This is a genomic window from Streptomyces sp. NPDC005722 (assembly GCF_040630935.1).
Taxonomy (GTDB): Bacteria; Actinomycetota; Actinomycetes; order Streptomycetales; family Streptomycetaceae; genus Actinacidiphila.
In genome coordinates, this window is the sequence record NZ_JBEXYN010000104.1 from 1 (window position 1) to 1,614 (window position 1,614).

The window sequence follows — 1,614 nt, forward strand, 5'->3', positions numbered from 1 at the left end:
AGGAGGTGTTGTCTTTCCGAAGGTGGTAGCTGCGTTTCCGCTGGTCAGGCATGGGATCGGTGCTCCGGCGGGAGGGATGGCATGTCGTGTCGTCTCTTCGGGTGGGGTGCCGGATGCCGTCGGTGATGGGGCTGTTGGAGGAGCGGGAGCGTGCTGCCCGTCGCAGGGTGGAGATCCTGCAGGCCGAGCTGCGTGACGCTGAAGCCATGTGGCAGCGATTCGTGACCGCCCGCGAGACGGTCGGCCAGGTCCTGGCGGAACCGCGCGGACGCGAGAATGCGCCCGTTGCCGCGTCCGACGAACGACCTGTGCCGGTTGCGGGTGGGGTGCCCGGTTCGATGGTGCCGACATGGCGGGCAGGCCTCGAGCCGGCGGTGCTGGCGCCGGACTACCGGCGGCTCATGGACATCCTGGCCGGTAGGGACGGGGAGGCGATGGACTGCCGGCAGCTTGCTGTCGCGTTCGGGCTCGCGCCGGTGCCGGCGAAGGTCGAGGGGGTGCGGTCGAAGGCCAAGCGCCTGGTCGTGCGGGGCTGGCTGGTGGAAGAGAGTCCGGGGATGTTCAGCATCCCCGTTTCGCGAGCCGGCGGCTCATGACCATGCTCATCGACCAGTGGATCATCGCTTCGGCGCTGTCGGTGCGGGTCTCGTAGTCGCGGGCCAGGCGGCGGGAGCGCATCAGCCACGCGAACGTCCGCTCCACCAGCCACCTTTTGGGCAGCACGGTGAACCCGCGGGTGTCGTCGGTGCGCTTGACCACGGTCAGCGCGATCCGCCAGAGGTTGCGGGCGACGTCGATCAGCTGACCGGTGTAACCACCGTCCGCCCACACGAGCGAGATGCGCCAGTGCCGCTCGCGCAGCCGGGCCAGCAGACCGCCGGCGGCTTCCCGGTCGGTCACCGACGCTGCCGTGACCATCACGACCAGTAGCAGCCCGAGGGTGTCCACCACGATGTGACGCTTGCGTCCGTTGACTTTCTTCCCGCCGTCAAAGCCCCTGCTGGCGGCCGGAACCGACGCCGCCCCTTTGACGGACTGCGCGTCGATGACGCCCGCGGTCGGCTCCGGATCTCGTCCCTCGACCTGACGGACGTGGTCGCGGAGCCGGTCGTGCAGTTCGCCGATCAGGCCCTGGTCGCGCCACCGTCGCCAGAAGGCATAGACGCGGTCCCACGCGGGGAAGTCCGCGGGCATCGCCCGCCACGTGATACCGCCCGCGACCAGGTAGCGGACCGCGTCGAGCATCTGCCGATGGCAGTAGCCCTCCGGCCGGCCGCCCCGGCCCTCCATCCACCCCGGCACCGGCAGCAGCTCGCGCACCGCCGCCCACTCGACGTCCGTCATGTCAGATGGATACTTCGGCCTCCTGTGCGGGCGATCCGCAGCGTTCCCGAACCGGTGCGCGAGACAGTCACACGACAGAGGCGCCGAGTTGGACTCCGCCGCCACCGGAACGCAAGACTGCAGCACAGGGCCTCCTGTTGCTCACTTGGATTCGACACCCATGAGCTGTGCAGGAGGCCCTACCCTCATGCCCGGACATCCCGGAGATCACCCGACCGAGTCGCCACACTCGAACCAATGCTCACCATGATCGATAGAGAAACGGCTTCT

General features: G+C 68.8%; 2 protein-coding genes. One reads left to right on the forward strand and one right to left on the reverse strand.

Annotated elements, in window-relative coordinates:
• Positions 1–167: 167 nt before the first annotated feature.
• Positions 168–596: a hypothetical protein gene (locus tag ABZ479_RS41525; protein WP_500466432.1), complete on the forward strand. Its 429-nt coding sequence runs from the start codon at positions 168–170 to the stop codon at positions 594–596.
• Here ABZ479_RS41525 and ABZ479_RS41530 read toward each other — a convergent pair.
• Positions 562–1,344 carry an IS5 family transposase gene (locus ABZ479_RS41530; protein ID WP_500466433.1) on the reverse strand — a complete coding sequence of 261 codons (783 nt, stop codon included), beginning with the start codon at positions 1,342–1,344 and terminating at the stop codon, positions 562–564. The two genes, ABZ479_RS41525 and ABZ479_RS41530, sit on opposite strands and share 35 nt — an antisense overlap.
• Between the last annotated feature and the right edge of the window lie 270 nt (positions 1,345–1,614).